A 17,177-nucleotide genomic window follows, 5' to 3' on the forward strand; every position below is an offset into this window, starting at 1 on the left:
GCGCTGCAACTGCTCGATCTGCGCGCGCAAGGGGGCGCTGCTTTGGGCCGTGCCGCACGCCAGCATGCGCCTGGTTGCCTGGGCCGACGACCTCGGAAAATACACCTTCGGCAAGGGCGCAATCGCGCATCGCTTCTGCCGGACCTGCGGCATCCATCCCTTCGCCGAGGATGTCAGTCAAGGCAGCGAGCGCAGCGCCTACATCAACATCAATTGCCTCGACGGCATCGATCTTGCAGCCATCGAAGTTTTCGAGTTCGACGGCCGCTCGGCTTAGCCCAGACTGCATCGCTCTGCCGACAAGCCGGCCGTACCGGCTGGCTTGTCGGCGTCCAAGGTTATTCAGCCTGTTTCGGCCCGACGGCGAAAGTCACCAGCGCCGCGAGCAGCGTTGCCATGGCACCGTAGCCGAACGCGCTGGCGACGCCGGCATGGTCGACCAGCAGGCCGCCGAAGACTGCGCCCAGCGCGATCGCCACCTGGAACGTCGCGACGATCAGGCCGCCGGCGCTCTCGGCCTGGTCGGGAGCGGCGCGCACCAGCCAAGTCTGCAGCCCGACCGGCACCGCGCCGAAGGCAAAGCCCCATGCCGCAACTGCGATCGCCGCAATCACCGGTGAAGCGCCGATGGTGAGCATGGCAAGCGCCGACAGCGCGATCAGCAGCGGCGCCAGTCCGACCGCAAGCTTCAGATTGCGCTCGGCCAGGAAAGCGCCGGCGAAATTGCCGAAGAAGCCGCCGATGCCATAGGCGAGCAGCACCAGCGAGATGGTCTCGATCGGCATGACCGGCACCGTCTCCAGAAATGGCCGCACATAGGTGAAGCCGGCAAACTGTCCCGAGGCGACGAGCAGCACGACCAGCAGCGCGATGCGGATCGTCCGCCGCTTCAGCACCTCGATCAGCGTGCGAAAGCTCGCCACGGCCGTCGGCGGCAGGCTGGGGATGGTGGCAAGCTGTACGAGCAGCGTCAGCGCGCCGACGACCGCCGCGATCATGAAGGCCGTGCGCCAGCCCCAGATGTCGCCGACATAGGCGCCGACCGGCGCCGCGGTGACGGTCGCCACCGATACGCCGGTCAGGATGATCGACATGGCGCGCGGGATCAGCCGCATCGGCACCAGCCGCATCGCCATGGCGGCCGACATCGACCAGAAGCCGCCGAGCGCGACGCCCAGAACCACGCGGGCCAGAAGCAGCATCGTGAGCGAGGAGGCGAAGGCGGCAAGCAGGTTGGAGACGATCAGAAGCACGGTGAGCAGCCACATGACCAGCCTGCGGTCCAGCCGCTTGGTGACGATGGCCATCGTGGGTGCTGCGATCGCGCCGACGACGGCCGTCGCCGTCACGGCCTGGCCGGCGGCGCCTTCGCTGACGCCGAGATCCTGCGCCAGCCGCGTCAGCAGGCTGGCGGGCAGAAATTCGGCGGTCACCAAGCCAAACACGCCGAGCGCCAGCGAGACCACCGCGCCCCATACCGGCTCGCTTCGCTCCTCGGCTTCGGTTCTATCGAGAACGGCGGCGTCGATGACGCCTGTGGCGGGTTCGGTCATGGGAAAATCTCCGTTCTGTTTTGCGGCGCCATTTGGAAGACCGCCAGTTCGGGATCCACCCGTTACAGGCCCGGCGCGCGACGCTGCAGTGCAACATAGGGACTGACGGGCTGGAGTTTCCATGCTAGAAACGCCGAAATGAATTACAATTCGTCCATAACCACATTCCCGGCGTCCGGCGATCCGCTGACCGACATGCTGCGCGGATTGCGGCTCGACGGCGTCGATTATGGCCGCTGCGTGCTGGGCGAACCGTGGGCCGTTTCCTTCCCCGCGCAGAAGGCGGCGCGGTTCCATTTCATCGGCCAGCAGGGCTGCTGGCTATTGTCACCGGCCAAGGAATGGATCGAGCTCTCGGTCGGCGACGCGCTCTTGATCCCGCGTGGCGACGAGCATGTGCTGGCGAGCGCGCCGGGCGTTCCGCCCGTGCCGATCGGCCGCTACACGATCGAGCCGGTCTGCGACAACATCTATGACGTCTCCAACGGCTGCGACGGCCGCAAGACCTTGCTGTTTTGCGGCAGCATGCATTTCAATCTCGACGGCTCGCATCCGCTGCTCGACATGATGCCCGACCTGATGCAGGCGCATAAGCTGATGGCGAACGCCCCGGGCATCCAGCATCTGCTCGATGCGATGGCCGGCGAGGTGACGATGGACCGGGTCGGCTCCGGCGGCATTCTCGCCCGCTTGGCTGACGTGCTCGCCGCCACAATCATCCGCTCCTGGGTAGAGAACGGCTGCGGCGACGCGACCGGATGGATCGCCGCGGTGCGCAATCCTGACGTCGGCAAGGTGCTCGCCGCTATTCATCTGCAGCCCGACCGCGATTGGACGGTCGGGGGCCTGGCCCGATTGATGGGCGCGTCTCGCTCCGCCTTCGCGCAGCGCTTCGCCACCGTGGTCGGCGAGACGCCGGCCAAATATGTGCTGCGCGTGCGCATGCATCAGGCACGGCAATGGCTCGCCCGCGACGGGCTGCGGGTGTCTGTCGTGGCGGCGAAACTGGCCTACGATTCGGAAGCTTCCTTCAGCCGCGCCTTCAAGCGGGTGATGGGTGTCGCGCCGAGCCATCTGCGCAACGGCGGCGGCGGCGAGCAATCCTGACAGCCGGCGTTCAGGTCGCTACCAGCTGGAGGAATTGCCAAGTCTTTTGGACGACGCGTCATTCTTCACCGACAGGGATCGCCTAAGCTGACCGCAGGAGGAACCCCTCATGGCTAACCAACTCGCAGCGCTTGCGCTCGCCGCGCTCACCATCTCTCCGGGGCAGGCATTCGGACTCGAAGACAGCTATTTGCCGGCCGACAAGATCCCTTATGTCGTTGAAGCGCCGGACCAGCCGCAGCGCCTCGGCCCGCTATGGGGCTCGCGGACCGAGGGCGCGGCCGGCACGCTGCTCAAAGTTCCCGGGAACTGGCGCGCACCGGTCCACGCGCACACCGCCGACTATCGCGCCGTGGTCATCAAGGGGCTCTGGGCGCATTGGCAGATCCAAGGCGGCGAGGCGACCAGGGTCGAGTTGCCGCCGGGCTCCTACTGGACCCAGAAAGCCAACGAGATGCATGACGATGCCTGCCTGTCCGACACCGAATGCGTGATCCTGCTGATCAACGACACGCCCTACGAGACCTATCTGCCGAAGTAAGTGCAGGCCGATAGCAATCGGCCGGTCCGCCCGCTATCCGGCGTGCCGCAAGCTGACGCCGCTGCCCTTATCGAACAGCACCACCTTGTCCGCGTTCCAGGCAAAGCGGACCGGCTGTTCGATCTCGACACTGGTCCTCGCCGGCACCGTGGCGCGCAGCATCGTGTCGCCGACCCTCAGCGTCACAATCTTTTCGACGCCGTGGTTCTCGACATCGTGGACGCGGGCCTCGACCGGCGCGCCGCCTTCCAGGTAGACGTCCTCCGGACGGATGCCGAAGACGAGCGGGCGACCGTCGGTCGCGCCCCCCGTCTTTAGCCCCCAAGAAGCCCTGGCCCCCCCGCCAACCGGCAATTCGAAACTCATCGGCGCCATCACCGCGCGGTCGTCGACCAGCGTGCCGTCGATGAGGTTCATCGGCGGCGAGCCGACGAAGCTTGCGACATAGGTATCGCGCGGATTGTTGTAGATCTCCTGCGGCGTGCCGGTCTGAACGATGCGGCCATGGTTCAGCACGCCGACCTTGTCGCCCATCGACATCGCTTCGATCTGGTCGTGGGTGACGAACAGGAAGGTGGCACCGAGCTGCATCTGCAGGTTCTTCAATTCCGTGCGCAGCGCCTCGCGTAGCTTGGCGTCGAGCGCCGACAGCGGCTCGTCCATCAGGAACACGCGTGGTTTGCGCACGATCGCGCGGCCGATCGAGACTCGCTGCATCTCGCCACCGGAGAGCCGGTCGGTCTTGCGGTCGAGCAGGTGCTCGATGCGCAGCGTGCGGGCGGCGCGCGCGACGCGGTCCTTGATCTCGGCATCCGGCAGCCGGCGGATCTTTGGCTTCAGCGGAAACTCGAGATTCTGCCGCACCGTGTAGCGCGGATAGAGCGAATATTGCTGCAGCACCAAGGCCACGTCGCGCTCGGCCGCGCTCCAGTCGGCGACGTCGACGCCGTCGATGAAGACCTGGCCCTCGGTCGGTTTCTCGAGGCCGGCGATCATCCGGAGCGTCGTCGTCTTGCCGGCGCCGGTTTCGCCCAAAAGCACGAAGAACTCGCCATCGGCGATATCGAGGTTGAGACCCGTCAGCGCGGTATGGCCGCCGAACTTCTTGGTGATGTTCTTCAGTTCGATATGGGCCATTACAGCCTTACTCCCAGCGACTTGCCGCTTGCCGTGTCGAAGAAATGCGCCTGCTCGGGGTCGATGCGGGCATGAACCTTCTCGCCCGGACCCGACACGTAGCCGGCCTTGGTGCGGGCGCGCAGCATCTTGGAGCCGACCTTGAGGTCGACAATGTCGAAGGAGCCGAGCGGCTCGATAATTTGCGCTTCGACCGGCACGTAGCCAGGAGCGGCATCATGCCGGACGAGCACGCCTTCCGGACGGATGCCGAGCGTCAAGCCACCATTGGAATGCCCGTTGAGCCTGGAGAGGAGCTCGCGCGGGAACTCGAAACCCGTCGGCGCACCGCCGACGGTGACGGAGGCGGCGCCGGCCTGATCGGTGACGCTCGCCTCGGCGATGTTCATCACCGGGCTGCCGACGAATTGCGCCACGAACAGGTTTGCCGGATGCGAGTAGACCTCGTCCGGCGTGCCGACCTGCTGGATGAAGCCCTCGTGCATGATGACGATGCGGTCGGCCAGACTCATCGCCTCGATCTGGTCGTGGGTGACATAAATCGTGGTCGATCCCTGCTTGATGTGCAGCCGCTTGATCTCGGCCCGCATTTCCTCGCGCAGCTTGGCGTCCAGCGCGCCGATCGGCTCATCCATCAGCATCGCCTTCGTCCGCCGCACCAGCGCGCGGCCGATCGCCACGCGTTGCATGTCGCCGCCCGAAAGCGCAGACGGCCGCTTGTCGAGCAGGTCGGTGATCCGCAACACCCTTGCGATTTCGCGCACCGAGGTGTCGACTTCACTGCTGCTCATCCGCGTGGCCCGCAACGGAAAGGCGATGTTCTCGAACACCGTCATATGCGGATAGAGCGAGAAGGACTGGAACACCATGGCGATGTCGCGGTCTGCAGCTTTCAGATGCTGCACCGCCTGGCCGTCGATCAGGATGTCGCCCTTATCGATCGTCTCGAGCCCGGCAATCGCGCGCAACGTCGTCGTCTTGCCGCAGCCAGACTGTCCAAGCAGCACGATGAACTCGTTGTCGGCGATGGCGAGGTTCAGATTATGGATGACCTGGACCGCACCAAAGAATTTCTCGATGCCGCGAAGTTCGATCTGCGTCACTGCCCGGCTCCCTCATGCGTCACGGCGCCGGTTTCCTCTCTCTGCTCCGGTGCGATTTTCGACGTGATGTTGAAGCCGATCAGCCCGATCAGGATGATCGTCACCCCATAGGAATGCAGGCTGAGGCTCCATGGCTGGCAGAGCGCGACGATGCCGAGCACCATGAGGATCTGCGATGCCGGCAAAAGGTACTTCTCGTTGACGGCGCGAAAACTCATTTGCGGATCGCTCCGAAAGTCACGCCGCGAAGCAGGTGGTTGCGCAGCAGGAAGGTGAAGATCGCAACCGGCAGCAGGAACAGGAACGTGCCCGCCGCGATCGTGGTCCAGTCCGGCAGGCCGGAGCCGATCTGCGATGGGATGAAGGGCGGCGCCGTCTGGGCGCGCCGGTTGGTCATGATCAGCGCGAAAGCGTACTCGTTCCAGGCGGTGATGAAGCAGAACACGGCGGTGGCGGCGATGCCGGTTGCGGCCTCGGGCAGAACGATCTTGAAGAAGGCCTGCATGCGCGTATAGCCGTCGACAAGTGCTGCCTCCTCATACTCTTTCGGGATCTCATCCATGAAGCCCTTCATCAGCCAGACCGAGAAGGACAGGTTGAAGGCGACGTAGAGGATGATCAGGCCGATATGGGAGTCGTTGAGGCCAACTGCCCGGTACATCAGGAACATCGGGATGGCGACGACCACCGGCGGCAGCATGCGCGTCGAGAGGATGAAGAACAGAAGGTCCGCCTCGCCGGCGATCTTGAAGCGCGAGAAGCCGTAGGCGGTGAAGGTTCCCATGCCGACGGCGAGAACGGTGCTGACCACCGCCACGATCAGGCTGTTCATGAACCGGTCGGGATATTGCGAAAGCTGCACGTCCTTGCCGACCTTCAGTACCCGCTCGCCGCCGTCGTAGATGCGCTTTTCCCACCAGGGCGCGGCTTCGTAGACTTGCGGGTCGACGGTCTTCTGCATCTGCACGCGCTTGGTGAAGAGCCGCACGAACGGCGTCACCTCGGGCTCGAACAGCACGGTTGGCGGCACGCTGACGGCGAGCTCCTTCGGCTTGAATGCCGTCGAGGCGATCCAATAGATCGGTGCGAGGAAGACCAGCGTGGCGATCAGCACCGCGGCGATGGCGACACGGTTGAGCGCGACCTCGGAAGAAGTGCGGACGGCGGCCATCTCAGCGCTCCTTCACCTTGTTGAGATACTTCACGTAGAGGTTGGTGATGGCCAGCACCATGATCAGCACGATGTAGGCGAGCGCGCAGGATTTGCCGGTGTCCCACTGCTGGAAGGCCTGCTTGTAGAGCCGGATCGCGATCAGCTCGGCGGTCGGCTGAGTCGTCATTGTGTAGGCGATGTCGAAGGTCTTGAAGGCTTCCATGGTGCGGAAGATCAGCGCGATCAAAAGGATCGGCGAGACCAGCGGCAACGTGATGCGGGTGAAGGTGTACCACCAGCTGGCGCGGTCGATCGCGGCGGCTTCGTAGAGGTGCTGCGGCACCGCCGACAGGCCGGCGAGCGACAGCAGCATGACGAAGGGCGACCACATCCAGATGTCGGTGATCGCGACGGCGTAGAGCGCGCTGTCGGGATTGGAGAGCCAGGCGAAGTCGCCGAGGCCGAAGACGTAGTTGATCGGTCCCCAGGACGGGCTGTAGAGCAGCTGCCAGAACAGGCCGACGACCGCCGCCGACATCATCATCGGCAGCAACAGCAAGGTCGTGATCAGGCCCTTCATCGGAAAGCTGCGGTTGAGCAGAAGCGCGAGGCCGAAGCCTACGATCATCTGCCCGGCCACCGACACGATCACATATTTCGCGGTGATGACGAAGTTCGACCAGATGTGATCGTCGCTGAGCAGCTCGCGGTAATTCTGCAGGCCGACGAACTGCCAGGGCTCGCTGCGGTTCGCGGCGAAGTTGGTGAAGGAATAGCCGAGCGAATAGATCAGCGGAAAAATGTTGAAGACGATGAGGAAAACCAGCGTCGGGATGATGAACATGTTGCGGATGGTCAGATCCGACCAGCCTCGCGCGGCGGCCCTGGATGCTGGATCAAGATTGGTAAGGGCTACCGAAGCCAACGGTCGTTCTCCCTGAAAACAGGAATGCCGGAGGGGAAACCCTCCTCCGGCATTCTGACTGTGACGCCTACTTGTAGCGGTTGTATTTGGTGAACGTCGCCTTCCAGTCGGCGGCGGTCTTGTCGAGCGCTTCCTGGGCGGTGCCCTTGCCGCCGACCACGAACGGATAGATGTTCTGGTTCAGCTGATCGAGCACTTCGGCATATTCAGGCGTTGCCCAGAAGTCCTTGACCATGAACATCGTGTCGTAGAAGGCCTTGTTATACGGCGTAGCGTTCTGGAAGGCCTCCGACTTCAGCACGGCCTGGCTGCAGGTATAGCCGCCGAGCTCGGCCCACTTCTTCTGGGTCTCGTCCTTGATGAACCACTCAAGGAATTTCATCGCCTCGTCCTTGTTCTTCGAGTACGAGACGACGGAGATGCCCTGGCCGCCGAGAGCGGCGAAGCGCTTGCCGTCCGGACCGGCCGGGTTGGCGAAGAAGCCGGTCACGTCGGCATAGGGGTTGGTGGCTTTGTTCACCAGCGGCGGGAAGAAGGCGAAGAAGTTCATGCTCATCGCGGCGAGCCCGCCAGTGATGGCTTGGTTGTCCTCCACGAAGAACGTCTTGCCCCAGCCGGGAGGCGTGAACTTGTAGAGTTCCTTGTACATTTCGAGGCCGGCGACAGCCTCCTTGGAATTGGTGATGCCGTCGACCTTGTAGGTCGCGTAGTCGCCGAGATCGCCGCCATAGCTGAAGATCGCGCTTTCGACGCCCATCGCCATCGCGTCATACGAGTTGTCGGTGTAGATCGCGACGCCGTAGCGCTTCTGGTCCGGACGATGGAAGAACTCGGCGATGTCGCGCAGCTGCGCATAGGTCTTCGGAACATCGAGGTCGTAGCCGTACTTCGCCTTGAAGGCTTCCTTCTCCTTCGGGTCCTCGAACCAGTCCTTGCGGTAAGACCAGCCGATCGCATCGCCTTCCAGCGGGATCGCCCAGTACTTGCCGGAACCGCCCGGGTATTCGGCATAATATTTGATGGTCGCGGGCGCCATCACATCGCCAAGCTTATGCTTGTTGAAGAAGTCGGTCAGATCCACATAGTGGCCCTGCGTCGAGCCGGCGCCCAGCCATTGCGAGTCGCCGACCACCATGTCGTAGGCGTCGCCATGCGCGTTGAACTCGGTGAAGGCCTTGGTCTGGAAATCAGGCCACGGCGTGGTCTGCACCGTGACTTTCACGCCCGTCTCGGCCGTGTAGTCGTTGACGAGTTCCTGCAGATAGTTCGCCGGATCCCATTCCGCCCAGAAGATGGTGAGTTCCTTGTCTTGCGCGCGGACGGATGTCCCGCAGGCAAGCGCCAGCCCGATACCAGCGATCACGCTGGTCACTATCTTGCGCATAGTTTTCCTCCCTTGTGCGCCTTCTACCTTGTCATGCGGGCCGGCATAGCGGTCGGCCCTGGCAGTCCCTCCCGTGACGGCATTTTCCGGTTTCGGGCCTCCTCGCCCGACCGGAAAAATCGATCGCAACCTTCACCTTCGCTCCGCTTTACGCGTCCTGATCTGGTATTACCAATTCAAGAGGTACGTCAAGTTCTTTCTTGTGCAGTCCAAAACGGTTCCACAAGCCGCTCAAAGCGATATCCCTCTGTTTTCTATGATTTTTCGTACTCCTTGATATGCGGAGACCTTGTCTCCAGCGATGTATTGCAGTCATTGTTGTTGGTATCCTCTCCAATCTGGTCCAACCAGATTCAGGACATGTCTATTTCAGCTGGTGCCGAACCTCCAGTCGCCTTCGCTCCTGATTCCGCCACCGCCGCGCGCACCAGCGCGCCCGCCGTCCACTCGGCGACCGCCATCATGTCACGGCTGTCCAGCCCCCACATATCCTTCAGCACGATCAGCACCTCGACACCGAACATCATCGACAGCGCCTGGGCAAGACGCTTGAACTGGCGCGGCTTGAGCTGACCCTTGAGCGGAGCGATCGCGTCCTTCAGGAGGTCGATCCGATGGCCGCGCTTGAAAGCCGGTTCGGCGCCTAGCGTTCCAGCCTGCCGTCTCGCCCACTGGTCGAGCGAAAGCTTGAGCGCCGCCTTGAACGTCGCCTCGAAAGCCTCGATGCGCGGCATGGCGGAGGCGAAGAGTTCGGCAACCCGCTGTTCCGGATCTTTCGAATTCGATTTCCAGGTCAGGATCGGTCCGAGCCCCTCGTCGACGACCGCCTGCACCAGCGCGGCCTGGCTCGGAAAGTAGCGATAGGCGGTCGCGCGCGACACTTCCGCAGCCTCTGCAACCTCGCTGACCGAAGGCGTCACGCCGGACTGCATCAGCCGCGTCGCCGTTTCCAGCATCAGCCGCCTGGTACGGGCGCGGGCCCCCTTCCCGGCTCTCATCTGCTCGGCGTCATCGGAAGCGGCTTGTTGACGTGAGACATCCATATCAATACGATACGCGCGTCTCAAAAAATTGCAATGGCCGGACCAAGCGCCAGGCCCGAAGCGGCAGGCCGCACCGCCGAGCAGGCCGGCTAACCGAGGAGACGACGGGGAAAGGCGAATGAAGCGTATCTATGTGGTCGGCACCGCCGACACCAAGGGTGAGGAGCTTGCCTTCCTGGCCGACGCCGTCGCCGCCGGCGGCGGCTCGGTCGTCCGCGTCGATATCGGCACACGCGGCGCGACCGTCCCGGTGGATGTCGCGGCAAGCGAGGTCGCCGCGCATCATCCCGATGGAGCCGGCGCCGTGCTCGGCACTGACGACCGCGGACCCGCCGTTGCCGGCATGGGTGTCGCCTTTAACCGCTTCATCCAATCGCGCGACGACGTCGCCGGCGTGATCGGCATTGGCGGCGGCGGCGGCACATCGATTGTCACCGCCGGTATGCGCGCGCTACCGCTCGGCCTACCGAAGATCATGGTCTCGACGTTGGCCTCCGGCGATACCGCGCCTTATGTCGATGTCTCCGACATCGTCATGATGCCGTCGGTAACCGACATGGCCGGCCTCAATCGTCTGTCGCGCGTCGTCCTGCACAACGCCGCTCAGGCGATCGCCGGCATGGCGGCGAGGCCGGCCTCGTCAACTGCCGGCAAGCCGGCGCTCGGCTTGACCATGTTTGGCGTCACCACGCCCTGTGTCACGGCAATCGTCGAGCGCTTGCGCGCCGAATATGACTGCATGGTCTTCCATGCGACCGGCACAGGTGGCCGCTCGATGGAGAAGCTTGCCGATAGCGGCCTGCTCGCCGGCGTCCTTGATATCACCACAACCGAGGTCTGCGATTTGCTGTTCGACGGCGTGCTGCCGGCGACGGAGGATCGCTTCGGCGCCATTGCTCGCACGAAACTGCCCTATGTCGGCTCGGTCGGCGCGCTCGACATGGTGAACTTCTGGGCGCCGCCGACTATCCCCGACAAATATCGCGGGCGGCTGTTCTATGAGCATAATCCGAATGTCACGCTGATGCGCACTACCGCCGAGGAGAGCCGCCGGATCGGCGAATGGATCGGCGGCCGCCTCGCCCGTTGCGACGGCCCGGTGCGCTTCCTGATCCCGGAAAAAGGCGTGTCGGCGCTCGATGTCGAAGGCGGCGCCTTCTTCGATCCGCAAGCCGATGCGGCGCTGTTCGAGGCCATCGAGCACACCATCAAGCCGACCGGGAACCGTATCGTGACGCGCCTGCCGCTGCACATCAACGATCCTGCATTCGCCAAGGCCGCGGCCGAGGCTTTCCTCGACATCGCCAAGAAGTGAGATCCGACAAACATGGCCGCCATCCCGCGCAAAACCATACTGGAAAGGTTCCGCAAGATGATCGCCGATGGCGTTCCGATCGTCGGCGGCGGTGCCGGTACCGGCCTGTCGGCCAAGGCCGAGGAAGCCGGCGGCATCGATCTCATCATCATCTACAATTCCGGCCGTTACCGCATGGCCGGGCGCGGCTCGGCCGCCGGCCTGCTCGCCTATGGCAATGCCAACGAGATCGTCAAGGAAATGGCCTATGAGGTGCTGCCGGTGGTAAAGAAGACGCCGGTGCTGGCCGGCGTCAACGGCACCGACCCCTTCGTCATCATGCCGCTGTTTCTCGCCGAACTGAAGACGATGGGCTTTTCCGGCGTGCAGAATTTTCCGACCATCGGCCTCTTCGACGGCACCATGCGGCAGAGTTTCGAGGAGACCGGCATGGGTTTTAGCCTCGAGGTCGACATGATCGCCGAGGCGCACAAGCTCGACCTACTCACCACGCCTTACGTCTTCAACCCCGACGAGGCGCGCGCCATGACCAAGGCGGGCGCCGACGTGGTCGTAGCCCATATGGGCGTGACGACAGGCGGCTCGATCGGCGCGACCTCGGCGAAGTCGCTGGATGCCTGCGTCGAGGAGATCGACGCCATTGCCGACGCCGCGCGCTCGGTGCGCAAGGACGTCATCCTGCTTTGCCATGGCGGGCCGATCTCCATGCCCCATGACGCGCGCTACGTCCTCGAGCGCTGCGAAGGACTGCACGGCTTCTACGGCGCAAGCTCGATGGAACGGCTGCCGGCCGAGGCGGCGATCGCCAGGCAGACGGCGGATTTCAAGGCAGCGGCAATCGGCAAAGCGAAAATGCCAGCAACTAGCAAGGGATGATGCAATGGCCGACAAGAGCAAGGTGTTCGTTTATCCGAAGGAGGTCAGCGCCTTCGGCTTCGACTGGGGCAAGCTGGCCCTCACGGTCGCGCCGGAAGTGAACGGCGCGGAGCGCTTCTCCGGCGGCGTCGTCGACCTGCCGCCCGGCAAGGGGCACACCCGCCACAACCACCCAGGCGCGGAGGAGATCATCTTCGTGATTTCCGGCCATGGCGAACAGATGGTCGAGGACGAGAAGGGCAATCCGGTGGTCGCCAAGGTCGGTCCCGGCTGCACCGTCTATGTGCCGGAAAGCCGCTTCCACTCGACGCTCAACACGGGCGATGAGCCGATGCAGCTTTTCGTCGTCTATTCGCCGGCCGGCCCCGAGCTAGCGCTGCGTGACCTGCCGGATTTCAAGCTGCTGCCGCGAGAGGCAAGCAATTGATGGCAAATCGCTTGCGGGCGTTATTCGCCCACCGGTTTGCTTCGCAATCACCTCTCCAGGTATGTATGGGGGCTACAGCAAACAGGTGTGCGGAGATATCGCGCACAGTCTCGTGCGAGTTGCCGCGAATAGCACCTCCAGGCTAAGCCCAGAATGCATCCCAGGCGTAGAGGTCGTAGAAGTGTTCCCGGCCATCGACTACCTTGCCGGCCCTGATGTCGAAGACGATGCAACAGAGCACATCAAGCTGTTTGCCGTTGCGTTCCCCGGTATTGCGATGGACGCCGACTACACGTCCGTCCTCACCTTCCATGACATGCAGAAGATTCGCCCTGAAGGTGCCAAGGGTTTGCCCGCCATAACGGCCGAACTGGGCAAAAGTCGCCTCACGGCCTTTGTAGTCCCCGGCGATCGGATTCCTTCCCGGGCTGTGCCACGTGCATTTCTCGTCGATGATTTGCGCAAGCGCGTCCATGTCTCCGGAGTTGAAGGCGGCGTAACCCCGCCGAATGAGCTCGGAGTTCTGATTTCTTGATGTTACGTCTGCCATAACTTCCTCCTGCTACCGGCCCGACGTAATCGGTCTGGTAGGAGGCGCCGGGCCACAACTCAAGTCAGCAAGATACACCCAGGACGGCGGGCGCGCACGACGAAGCTTGTTTCCCATCAATCCGCAGAAGCCGCCCCGAGGTTTGAACTCGGTCATTCGGAGTGATTGGTTTCCCGAGCGCGCTCTAGGCTACCCCACCCCTGTTCCACCCACGCCCGCGATCGCCGAACATCGCATAGCTTGTGTCGGTCACCGCCACGGTATCCTCGAGCTTGATGAAGCCGCGCGTCGAGTGAAGCATGGTGGTCTCGACCGAAAGCACCATGTTCTTTTCCAGCGGCTTGGCCGCATAGGTGCCTTCATAGGTGACCGGATGGTTGGTCATCAAAAACGGCGCTTCATGCGTGATCAGCCCCATGCCGTGGGCGAAGAAATCCGTATAGGCCGCGACCTTGGAAGCCTTCAGCACGCTCTCGGCATGCGCGATCATGTCGCCGCCGAGCGTGCCGGCTTTGACCTTGGAGAACGCGGCCTGCTGCACCGACTCGATTTCGGACAGCAGATCCTCGAGCTCGGCATCCGGCTCGCCAAGAATACCCATGCGGCAGAGGTCGCCGATATAGCCGTGATAGTTGCCGCCGGAATCGATCGACAGCACCTCGCCCTGCTTCCACGCCTGGCTCGACGCAGCACGGTTGTGGCTGGCACCCAGTGTCAGCAGACAATATTCGAAATGCGCGCCGCGATTGGTCTCCTCGCGCCGTAACTGCTCGATGATGTCGGTCTTGGTCGTGCCCTCGCGCGCCCAGGCGATCGTCGCCAGCATCGAATCGGTGATCAGTTCGGAGGCGATGCGCAGCTTCTCCAGTTCGGCCTCGGTCTTGACGGCGCGCATGCGCTCCAGCATGCCGGTGGCATCGATCAGCTTTGCATCCGGCAAGGCCTTGCGGATCAGCGAGTAAGCGTCCGAGGGCAGGAAAGCAGGCTCGATGCCGATGCGGGCAGCACCCTTGCCGATCTTCTGCAGATGCTCGACGGCAAGGTTGGCAGCGTCGAGCGTGCCCCAGCAGGCTGCATGCAATGTCGGTGTCCAGAACGGATGGTTCTCGTGCTCGCCGCCTTCCATCTTGTTGCCGATATAGGCAGCATGCTCCGGCCCGCCTTTTTCATAGAGGACGATCGGCAGGTAGCGGCTATGGCCGATGGCGTCCATCGCCGCGAAAAAGATGAACTTGTAGCCGCCAAGCAGATATTGCGTGTTGTGCTTGGAGGTGGCGAAAAGCACATCGATGCCGGTCTCCTCCATCAGCCGGTCCACCCGAACCTGGTCGAACGGGATGCCGCTGGCCTCGGTTTTGCCCGGAGCGATGTTCATCTTTCCCTCCCTGATTTCCTCGGTCGCTCAAGCAGTCAAACATCCTGAAACTGCCGTTTGCGGCCAAATCTGAACCATCTTGACCGTTCTGGTCCAGCCAGCGTTGACAGCATCCGGCTGATCCCGCCCTCTCCTACTTGGCTTGAGACCGCGTACGGCTTAGTCTGGTCCTACCAGATAGTCGCGACCGCAGACCGAATATAACTGGTCCAGCGGACGAAAATTTCAGAGCCAAGCCAGCATGCGCCAAATCCGTCTCTGGCGAAACCTTTGCCAAGGGCCATAATCCCGCTGATTTTGAGGTTGCCCGCGCCGGTCGCGGGTGAAGAGGGGAGCTTGAGGATGTCCGGATTGCCGATTTCACGCCGCGGCCTGCTGGCCGGCTCGGCACTGCTTCTGGCCTCGACCGCGTTGCCGGCCATCGGCCGGGCGCAGACGCCGAAGAAGGGCGGCAGGCTGATCGTGGCCGCCGACTCCGAGCCGCGCAACCTCAATCCGGCTATTGTCGCTTCCAACGGCGTCTTCTTCATCTCCAGCAAGGTGGTCGAGACGCTGGCCGAGGCCTCCTTCGACAGCAAGGACGGGCTTCAGCCGCGCCTTGCGCTTTCCTGGGAAGGCGCGGCCGACGGCCGGTCGGTGACCTTCAAGTTGCGCGACGGCGTCAAATGGCATGACGGCAAGCCCTTCACCTCCGCCGACGTCGCCTTCTCCGCGCTGCAGGTCTGGAAGCCTCTGCAGAATCTCGGCCGCACGGTGTTCAAGGACCTTGAAGCCGTCGACACGCCCGACAAGCTGACGGCCGTGTTCAAATTCGCCAAGCCGACGCCGTTCCAGCTGATCCGCAACGCGCTGCCGGCATTGAGCAGCGTCGTGCCGAAGCACGTCTATGAGGTGGGCAAGATCGAGGACAACCCGGCCAACAACGCTCCGGTCGGCACCGGTCCGTTCAAATTCGCCGAATATAAGGCCGGCCAGTACTATCGGCTTGCGCGGAACGATGCCTATTGGGACAAGGACGAGCCCTATCTCGACGAGATCGTCTACCAGGTGCTGCCCGACCGAACCTCTGCGGCTGCGGCGCTCGAGGCGGAAGAAATCCAGCTCGCCGCCTTCTCCGCCGTGCCGCTCGCCGACCTCGACCGCATCTCAAAGGTGCCGGGCCTGAAGGTCATCACCAAGGGCTATGAGGGGCTGACCTACCAGCTCGTCGTCGAGATCAACCATCGCCGCAAGGAACTGGCGGACCTGAAAGTGCGGCAGGCGATCGCGCATGCCATCGACAAGGATTTCGTCGTCAAGACAATTTTCCTCGGCTACGCCGCGACCGCAACCGGTCCGGTGCCGAAGAACGATCCGCAATTCTACACTGCTGACGTCCCGATCTACCCCTTCGACGTCGCCAAGGCCAACGAGCTGCTCGACGAGGCCGGCTACAAACGGGCCGACGACGGCAAGCGCTTTGCACTGAAGCTGCTGCCGGCGCCCTACTTCAATGAGACCAAGCAGTTCGGCGATTACCTGCGCCAGGCGCTGGCCGTAATCGGCATCGACGCCCAAATCGTCAATAACGACTCGGCCGCCCATATGAAGGCGGTCTATACCGACCATGCCTTCGACCTCGCCGTCGGCCCGCCGGTGTTCCGAGGCGACCCGGCGATCTCGACCACCATCCTGGTGCAGAGCGGCATCCCCGACGGCGTGCCCTTCTCCAACCAGGGTGGCTACAAGAACGCCGACCTGGATGCGCTGATCGCCAAAGCGTCAGAGACGCTCGACACATCCGCCCGCACCGGGCTGTACAAGGAATTCCAGAAAATGGTGGCGGCCGACCTGCCGCTGATCAACGTCGCCGAGTGGAGCTTCATTTCCGTCGCCCGCGACACTGTCGGCAACATCGCCAACAACCCGCGCTGGGCGGTATCGAACTGGGCGGACACCTTTTTGGCGGGTTGATCCGCACTTGCGGATTGCCTGCCTGGGTGCTGAGCTTTGAGAATGAGAGTTCCGTCGCGCGCCCCTCTGTCCTGCCGGACGCGGCATCCAAGGGTTGGCCCTGATATGGCGTCGCCATGACCCGAGCCCTCACCCTCCTGCGCCGCCGTCTCGTCGGCAGCGTCTTCGTGCTGCTGATCGTCGTCATCGGCAGCTTCCTGCTGCTCGAAGCTGCCCCCGGCGACGCGGTCGACGCCTATATCGTCTCGACCGGCGGCGATGCCGGCATGATCGAATTGCTGCGCCACCGCTGGGGCCTCGACCAGTCGGAGCTGACCCGGCTCGCCAACTATCTCTGGGCGCTCTTGCACCTCGACCTTGGCCAGTCTGTCACCTTCTCGCGGCCGATCCGCGACGTCATCCTCGAACGCCTGCCGAGCACGCTCATCCTGATGGGCAGCGCCACCGCGCTCTCCTTCGGCCTCGGCTCGGCGCTCGGCATCTATGCCGGTGCGCGTCCCGGCAGCTTTCGCGACCGCTTCCTGTCGATCGGCTCGCTGGCGCTCTACGCCGTGCCGGGCTTTTGGCTCGGCCTTGTGCTGATCGTCGTCTTCGCCGTCGACCTGCGCTGGCTGCCGATCGGCGGCATCGAGACCGTCGCATCGGCCAAGACCGGGGTGGCGCGGGCCCGCGACATCGCCGCCCATCTTGTGCTGCCGGTCTCGGCGCTCGGCTTCATCTATCTCGCGCTCTATC

The 17,177-nt window shown here is 63.4% G+C and carries 18 protein-coding genes; 8 read left to right on the plus strand and 10 right to left on the minus strand.

The features are described from left to right. On the plus strand, positions 1-277 hold a 277-nt coding region (locus tag EOA32_RS18155; protein WP_128372475.1), incomplete at its 5' end, for a GFA family protein. A gap of 61 nt (positions 278-338) precedes the next feature. Here the strand turns inward: EOA32_RS18155 and EOA32_RS18160 are convergent. Further along, entirely contained in the window at positions 339-1,553 is a 1,215-nt protein-coding gene (locus EOA32_RS18160; protein WP_128372476.1) for an MFS transporter, read from the minus strand. A 138-nt stretch (positions 1,554-1,691) separates the two neighbouring features. Between EOA32_RS18160 and EOA32_RS18165 the strand changes: the two genes are divergently transcribed. Together EOA32_RS18165 and EOA32_RS18170 are read left to right on the plus strand one after the other, a co-directional pair. Beyond that, complete coding sequence (locus EOA32_RS18165) at positions 1,692-2,660, plus strand: AraC family transcriptional regulator (RefSeq protein ID WP_128372477.1); 969 nt, start codon at positions 1,692-1,694, stop codon at positions 2,658-2,660. A gap of 109 nt (positions 2,661-2,769) precedes the next feature. After that, positions 2,770-3,201 (plus strand): DUF4437 domain-containing protein, encoded by a 432-nt coding sequence (locus EOA32_RS18170; protein WP_095826818.1) that lies wholly within the window; start codon positions 2,770-2,772, stop codon positions 3,199-3,201. 33 nt (positions 3,202-3,234) lie between these two features. Here EOA32_RS18170 and EOA32_RS18175 read toward each other — a convergent pair whose 3' ends face one another. From EOA32_RS18175 to EOA32_RS18205, 7 genes are all read right to left on the minus strand, one after another. Beyond that, on the minus strand, positions 3,235-4,338 hold the full coding sequence (locus EOA32_RS18175; RefSeq protein ID WP_128372478.1) for an ABC transporter ATP-binding protein: 1,104 nt from the start codon (positions 4,336-4,338) through the stop codon (positions 3,235-3,237). Then, a complete protein-coding gene (locus EOA32_RS18180) occupies positions 4,338-5,441 on the minus strand; it encodes an ABC transporter ATP-binding protein (RefSeq protein ID WP_128372479.1) in 1,104 nt (367 codons plus the stop codon). Before EOA32_RS18180 ends, EOA32_RS18175 begins: the two co-directional genes overlap by 1 nt. Then, a complete protein-coding gene (locus tag EOA32_RS18185) occupies positions 5,438-5,659 on the minus strand; it encodes a hypothetical protein (protein ID WP_066989971.1) in 222 nt (73 codons plus the stop codon). The genes EOA32_RS18180 and EOA32_RS18185 overlap by 4 nt, the downstream gene beginning before the upstream one ends. After that, on the minus strand, positions 5,656-6,612 hold the full coding sequence (locus tag EOA32_RS18190) for a carbohydrate ABC transporter permease (RefSeq protein ID WP_066989974.1): 957 nt from the start codon (positions 6,610-6,612) through the stop codon (positions 5,656-5,658). The genes EOA32_RS18185 and EOA32_RS18190 overlap by 4 nt, the downstream gene beginning before the upstream one ends. Position 6,613: 1 nt before the next feature. Then, positions 6,614-7,519 (minus strand): sugar ABC transporter permease, encoded by a 906-nt coding sequence (locus tag EOA32_RS18195; protein ID WP_095780122.1) that lies wholly within the window; start codon positions 7,517-7,519, stop codon positions 6,614-6,616. Between the two features lie 67 nt (positions 7,520-7,586). Continuing rightward, positions 7,587-8,903 carry an extracellular solute-binding protein gene (locus tag EOA32_RS18200; protein ID WP_066989980.1) on the minus strand — a complete coding sequence of 439 codons (1,317 nt, stop codon included), beginning with the start codon at positions 8,901-8,903 and terminating at the stop codon, positions 7,587-7,589. A 353-nt stretch (positions 8,904-9,256) separates the two neighbouring features. Continuing rightward, a complete protein-coding gene (locus tag EOA32_RS18205) occupies positions 9,257-9,946 on the minus strand; it encodes a TetR/AcrR family transcriptional regulator (RefSeq protein WP_128372480.1) in 690 nt (229 codons plus the stop codon). 118 nt (positions 9,947-10,064) lie between these two features. On the opposite strand from EOA32_RS18205, the gene EOA32_RS18210 reads away from it, so the two are divergent. The 3 genes from EOA32_RS18210 to EOA32_RS18220 are packed head-to-tail and all read left to right on the plus strand — an operon-like array spanning position 10,065 to position 12,564. Next, positions 10,065-11,261: a Tm-1-like ATP-binding domain-containing protein gene (locus tag EOA32_RS18210; RefSeq protein WP_095780124.1), complete on the plus strand. Its 1,197-nt coding sequence runs from the start codon at positions 10,065-10,067 to the stop codon at positions 11,259-11,261. A gap of 12 nt (positions 11,262-11,273) precedes the next feature. Continuing rightward, positions 11,274-12,137 (plus strand): phosphoenolpyruvate hydrolase family protein, encoded by an 864-nt coding sequence (locus EOA32_RS18215; protein WP_128372481.1) that lies wholly within the window; start codon positions 11,274-11,276, stop codon positions 12,135-12,137. Positions 12,138-12,141: 4 nt separating this feature from the next. After that, a complete protein-coding gene (locus EOA32_RS18220; protein ID WP_128372482.1) occupies positions 12,142-12,564 on the plus strand; it encodes a cupin domain-containing protein in 423 nt (140 codons plus the stop codon). 142 nt (positions 12,565-12,706) lie between these two features. Here EOA32_RS18220 and EOA32_RS18225 read toward each other — a convergent pair whose 3' ends face one another. Both EOA32_RS18225 and EOA32_RS18230 read right to left on the minus strand, forming a co-directional pair. Beyond that, positions 12,707-13,114: a nuclear transport factor 2 family protein gene (locus EOA32_RS18225; RefSeq protein WP_095780072.1), complete on the minus strand. Its 408-nt coding sequence runs from the start codon at positions 13,112-13,114 to the stop codon at positions 12,707-12,709. A 184-nt stretch (positions 13,115-13,298) separates the two neighbouring features. Next, positions 13,299-14,489: a Xaa-Pro peptidase family protein gene (locus tag EOA32_RS18230; RefSeq protein ID WP_128372483.1), complete on the minus strand. Its 1,191-nt coding sequence runs from the start codon at positions 14,487-14,489 to the stop codon at positions 13,299-13,301. 342 nt (positions 14,490-14,831) lie between these two features. On the opposite strand from EOA32_RS18230, the gene EOA32_RS18235 reads away from it, so the two are divergent. Both EOA32_RS18235 and EOA32_RS18240 read left to right on the plus strand, forming a co-directional pair. Continuing rightward, on the plus strand, positions 14,832-16,442 hold the full coding sequence (locus tag EOA32_RS18235) for an ABC transporter substrate-binding protein (RefSeq protein ID WP_066990000.1): 1,611 nt from the start codon (positions 14,832-14,834) through the stop codon (positions 16,440-16,442). A gap of 116 nt (positions 16,443-16,558) precedes the next feature. After that, on the plus strand, positions 16,559-17,177 hold a 619-nt coding region (locus tag EOA32_RS18240), incomplete at its 3' end, for an ABC transporter permease (protein ID WP_145971315.1).

This window comes from Mesorhizobium sp. M1A.F.Ca.ET.072.01.1.1 (genome assembly GCF_004023325.1).
Lineage (GTDB): Bacteria > Pseudomonadota > Alphaproteobacteria > Rhizobiales > Rhizobiaceae > Mesorhizobium.